The sequence below is a fragment of the Synechococcus sp. R3-13 genome, assembly GCF_047462195.1.
Classification (GTDB): Bacteria; Cyanobacteriota; Cyanobacteriia; order Thermostichales; family Thermostichaceae; genus Thermostichus.
Genome location: NZ_JANSIO010000192.1, coordinates 1 through 5,303, shown reverse-complemented (window position 1 = coordinate 5,303; position 5,303 = coordinate 1). Strand labels below are relative to the sequence as shown.

The window sequence follows — 5,303 nt, the reverse complement described above, 5'->3', positions numbered from 1 at the left end:
ATGGTAATAAAAACCACGACTGCTATCAGCCCCTTTGATTCCGGTAACGCCGATCCCCGTCTCGATGAGGGAGAGGAGATAGGGCTCAAGCGCCTAAGTTTCGACTCTGTGGGCGCGCAAGAGCAAGTTGGTTCCCAAGTCCTCTTGGGCTGCCCAAAAGGCGCAAATCCACCACGAAACCTCGTCTTGGCGATAAATGCCACAGGTGAAAGGATAAGGTTGCAAAATATTCGCCATCTGCGCTAAGGCCGGAACTTCCGCCATGTAGTCGGCCCACACTTGGGGATCCAAGGCTTCGTAGGTGAAATCGGAAGGAAAGAATGTGCAACTGGATTCCAGGCTGGGCCGGTTGGTCAGCAACAATTGAGCAGGATCTGAGGATTCACAGCCCAAGCGATCCCCGATCTGAAAGGTCAGTTGAAACAGGCGGTTAATCAGATCAAATTGCTCAGGGCTCATAAGTTCAGAATTCCTAACTTTTAGATTGGGATGGGCGTTAGAGTTGACAGGTGCGACGGCTGCGCTCCAGCTCCGGCTCGATCCAGGAGAGGGCGAAGTGACTCACACAGGGCAACTGCGGGAAGCGGCGGGCCAGCTCTGCCATTTGCACTTCTAGGCTGGGGCGCTGTCGTTGCGACTGTCCCCATAGGCCGGCGATGGCCGGACAAACGAAGGTTTGGGGAGAAGCTACGGCCAAAACCTGCTCCACCTGCTGCGCCACACAGGAGCTATCCTCGCACTTGGCATAGGCCATTGGGTGCCATTCCATACCCGGATCAAAGCGGTCCCAGGGTTGCAGACGAGCGTCGAATCCTTCTCCTACTGCTTGGTTGCCTTCTGGGAAGAAGACAGCCCCCACCGGGATCCCCAGCCTCTGGGCGGGTTGGGCGGCCTGCTGTAGATAATCGAGAACGCCGTAGCGGGCAAACTCGACGCTCAGCTGCCAAAGCTGCTGCTGCCAACGTTCTTGGCGAACGGCGGCGCTGGGGGTGGGGGAAGGGGCAGGAGTTGGTGCTGCTGCCTCAGAACTGGAATCCGCCGGTTTCTCCAGACTCTCTGGTAAATCTTTTGCAGAGGAAAGCTGATCCCCCTGCCAATTCCTGCTGGCCATGTCTTGGGCAGCCCAGTCCAGTAACTCTGGGGAAAGCGCCCATTTCTCGGTCGGGCTGGGCCAGGGATCCCCTGGCTGCCGCCACCTGGGCTCTTCGGCATAGGTGGCATCCAGATGGAGAACATCTGCCACTGCAATGTAGCCCTGGCTTAGGTAGCGCTCCAGCAATGCCCGACCCGCCGGGTTTTCTGCCAAATTGAGGTAAGCTTTCCGGGCGGCCTCTCCATGAATCCACAAGTCTCGGACGGTGGCTGCCACGCTGGATCCCCCTGAGCCACGCGGATAGCGAATGTAGTCGAAAAGGATCCCATCCGGCTGTCGCTGTAGGATGCGGCGGACTAACTCGGCAAAATCCCGCCGTGCCAAGGGATGAAAGGGATCCACAAATACCTCGCCAGGACTGCCCAGGTCTTCCGAAAGGGCTGTAGCGGGATCCAAGACGGTGGTGATGCCGCGACCGTTGCGGGCCAGGGCCACCTGTCGATCGGGCCGTTGTCCGTAGCTGTAACCGAAATTGAGGGAAAACACCCAGGCATAGGCAGATAAGCCGCGGCGTCGTGCCGCCTTCAGAGCCAGATCCAACAAGTCGGCGTTGGGCTGTAAGCTGGGCCAGATCCCCCCTGCGCCATCCGGCAAAATAGAGCGGCCATCGTAAAAGGTCTCGATAAAGACGCGGTTGTAGCCCAGGTTTACCACTTGGTCGAACACCTGATCCAACACGCCCGGATTGGCATCACAGGGATGCAGACGTACCCAGATGGCCTGGATCTGGGGCCAGCGTTGGCTGCGGCAGGCGATCAAGGCAGCGCCATGTTCGGCCAAAACTTGGGTGTACTCGGCCCAAGCAGCATTCGACTGGGCAGCCTGCTGGCGCAGTTGAGCCTTGCGCGCTACCTCCTCGGGCGGCTGTCGGCAGTAGGCGTCGAGCCGAGCAGCCAAGTGGGATCCCCTCTGTTCCGCACTGTCTACGGAACCAGAGCTGGGGAAAAGGGAATGGCCGGGCCACAAGAACTGAGCCTGGGCCGTGATTCCGGATCCCAGCAACATCAGCGCGCCCAGCACACCCGCAAGCCAGCGGCTCCCTTTGTTTTTTGGCAGTCTTAGCACCCTCAACCTCCACGAGAATGTCTGCGATCGTACTCTTCTCCTGCCCAGAGAGCGGCTATTGGAAAAAAACAGCCGCCTGTGCCCACACCGGCGCAATCCCTTGGTCGATCTCTACCTTAAGTCCGAGTGGCAGGGGTTTGCTCTTCGGTTTTGCCCCTTTCGCCACTGTGACCGTTAGCCAGGTTCTCCTAGGGATCTCGCCAAAAGGCATAGATTAGCGCTTATGATTTAGTAGTAAACCTTTAGCTTTTCTTGATTGTCCATGAAGGCCATTACCCTGCATCAACTGCAAATCTTCGAGGTTGCCGCCCGCCACCTGAGCTTTACCCGCGCTGCCGAAGAGCTCTACCTGACCCAACCCACGATTTCCATGCAGATCAAGCAATTGAGCAAAGCCGTGGGGTTACCGTTGTTTGAACAGGTGGGCAAGCGGCTGTATCTCACCGAAGCAGGGCAAGCTTTACACCAAACCTGCGAGAAGATTTTTGAACAATTGAATCAATTCGAGATGACCCTTGCCGACCTGAAGGGGCTAAAGCAGGGACGGCTGAGCATTGGAGTGGTCACCACTGCCAAATACTTTATACCCCGTCTGCTGGGGCCATTTTGTCAGCAGTATCCCGGCATTGACGTAGCTCTTAAGGTGCTCAACCGCCAGCAGGTTTTGGAGCGGATGAGCAACAACATGGACGATCTCTACGTGATGGGGATGCCGCCAGAAGATCTGGACGTGGTGGCACAACCTTTTCTGGAAAATCCTTTGGTGGTGATGGCCTCTATTCATCATCCCCTGGTGGGCCAAAAGGGGATCCCTCTGGCGCGCATTGCCCAAGAACCTTTTTTAGCCCGTGAACCCGGCTCCGGCACCCGCATGGCTGTAGAGCGGCTTTTTGAGAAGCATAACCTAAAGCTCAACATTCGCATGGAGATAGGCAGCAGCGAAGCTATCCGCCAAGGGATTTTGGGTGGATTGGGCATTTCGGTTTTGTCTCAGCATGTGTTGGCCTTGGGGGGGTGGCAGCATCATCTGGCTATTTTGGATGTGGAAGAGTTTCCCATTCGGGGGTTCTGGTATTTGGTCTATTTGCGCTCTAAGCGTCTTTCGGTGGTGGCCAAAGCTTTTGCCGACTTTCTTCTTTCCCAGGTTTCGCAAATGGAGCTGGACTTTGTGGCTAAAGAGCAGCACAAATCCAATTCAAATCCCAATCCAAATCCGCTTTCCGGCAAAGAGGCTGAAGCACAGCCGAGAGCTCTTGTCGCAACCCCCGGATCCCCTCAAAGTCGTGAGTGAACAATACTCGCAAAAACCCCAGGTAAGCCCGCGCCCACTCGTCTTCCGGATCCAGCTCGACGATCTGTTGAAAATGCAACTGAGCTGCTTCTGATTGTAACAGCGCCGCCAACAGCAAGCCCAGTTGGTAGTGGCTTTGGATTTGCTGGCTCGGTTGGCCTTGGGCAGCAGCCTGTTGCCGTTCCCCCTCCAGCAGTTGCCGTACCAGGATGCGATCTGGATCCGTCAAAAAAGTCGGGTATTGCAGGGTTGTCCAGGCATTGAGGTAAAGGGAGAGGGCCTGCAGATCCCCAACAGCGGCAGCTCTGGCCGCCCTGCGGAGAGGAAGTAAGGGATCCGTTACAAGGGGGGATCCCTCCTTCGGGAAGCTCGACAGGGATCCTCTCCAGGGTTGGCGTAGGGAATGGCGGGTCCCTTTGGGCAACTGCCATTCCAGGTGGAGAAGGCCACCTCTTGGGAAGTCGGTTGTGGGCAGCGTCAAGATCTCTTCCACCAGCCAGCCGCCTGTTGAGTTGAGCTGCAGGCGATTCTGCCCCAGCACCCAGGCCCGCTTCTCCAAAACCCGTCCTTGCCCATCTTCCAGCCGCGCCCAAACCAGCGTCTGGGCCAAGTTCTGAGCTGGGCCTTGCCAGCGCAACTTCCAGGCGGGGATCCCCAGCTCCGACAGCGTCTCAACCTCCACCAGCTCCACCTCCCCAGCTTCCAGAGGCCACTTCTGCACCGTCACTCTTGGCATGCGAGGGAAGTAGGTGTGCAGCCGACCCAAGGTAGGCAACTCCACCGCCGGATCTTGTCGCCAGTCTGGGCTGCTGCGCAGGTGCTGCCGGATCTGCTCCTTAGTCGGGCCATAGGGGCCGATAATTCCCTGTTCCCCTTCGGCATCCACAAACCCATCCAGCAAGGATAGCTCCAGCTCCGGCCAGGGGGTTTGCCCAGCAGCGCGGAACGTGACCGGCCAGCGCTGAAGAGCCGCCAAGTAGGTGAGGGTTTCGGAAGAGATCAGCTCTGTATTGGGGAGAACCCCCAGCGTGGTGGTCAAGCCTGGCTGGATCAAGGATTGGATCCACTGGGTCAGCTCCTGCGTGGGGTGCTGCCCCTGCCAATGCATTTGGATCCCCTTCCACAGAGGAGCCACGCCTGGGGTAAGGGGCTGGCCTAGGCTGAGTAAGGCCAGGGATCCCAGACCTACGCCTACCCAGCCTCCCCCTCTCCAGCCCCAAGGATCCCTCCGCTTCCCCAACCACCGGCAAGCCTTTTGGATCCCGCCTGCTGATAACACGGCCAAGAGAGGCAGCAGGGGTAGGGTGAAGCGCACATCTTTGATGTCCACCAGGGTGTAGAGAAGGTAGCCCGAACCGTAGGTGGCCCACAAAACTGCCTCTCGCCTGTCCAGGGATCCCCACCCGCTCAGCAGCGGCAGCCCACACAGAAAAGGGCTCATCTGCAGGGGCAAAAGGCGCAAGTAGGCAGTCCACCAGCACAGGGATCCCGCTGGGCAAGTGATGTAGTAGTGGGCAGTCTCGGCGTAAGCCCAGCCATTGCTGAGCACAAACAGCCAATTGGCCCCATACCAGGGCCAGCACAAAAGCAGCATCACACCCATCCCCAAGGCCAAGTGGGCCAGCCGCGCCGGCCAAGGGATCCCTTTCCACCACCCCACCGCTTTCCCAGAGCGCCAGAGGGCCTGACCTGCAACTCCCACCAAAGGCAGCAGCAAAAACAGCACCCCTGTCCACTTGGTGAGCAGCACCGCCGCCACCCCCGCCCCCACCCCCACCGCCCCCCACCAGAAGC

At 58.5% G+C, this 5,303-nt stretch carries 4 protein-coding genes; 1 reads left to right on the top strand and 3 read right to left on the bottom strand.

The window, feature by feature from the left end:
* Positions 1-93 precede the first annotated feature (93 nt).
* Positions 94-459, bottom strand: a complete 366-nt coding sequence (locus NW856_RS05785) for a hypothetical protein (RefSeq protein ID WP_011433539.1) — start codon at positions 457-459, stop codon at positions 94-96.
* Positions 460-496: 37 nt separating this feature from the next.
* On the bottom strand, positions 497-2,173 hold the full coding sequence (locus NW856_RS05780; RefSeq protein WP_414399485.1) for a hypothetical protein: 1,677 nt from the start codon (positions 2,171-2,173) through the stop codon (positions 497-499).
* Positions 2,174-2,480: 307 nt separating this feature from the next.
* Between NW856_RS05780 and NW856_RS05775 the strand changes: the two genes are divergently transcribed.
* Positions 2,481-3,509, top strand: a complete 1,029-nt coding sequence (locus NW856_RS05775) for a LysR substrate-binding domain-containing protein (RefSeq protein ID WP_414399484.1) — start codon at positions 2,481-2,483, stop codon at positions 3,507-3,509.
* On the opposite strand, the gene NW856_RS05770 is transcribed toward NW856_RS05775, so the two are convergent.
* Positions 3,391-5,303 (bottom strand): hypothetical protein (locus tag NW856_RS05770; protein WP_414399483.1); only part of this gene is annotated, 1,913 nt, incomplete at its 5' end. The genes NW856_RS05775 and NW856_RS05770 overlap by 119 nt on opposite strands.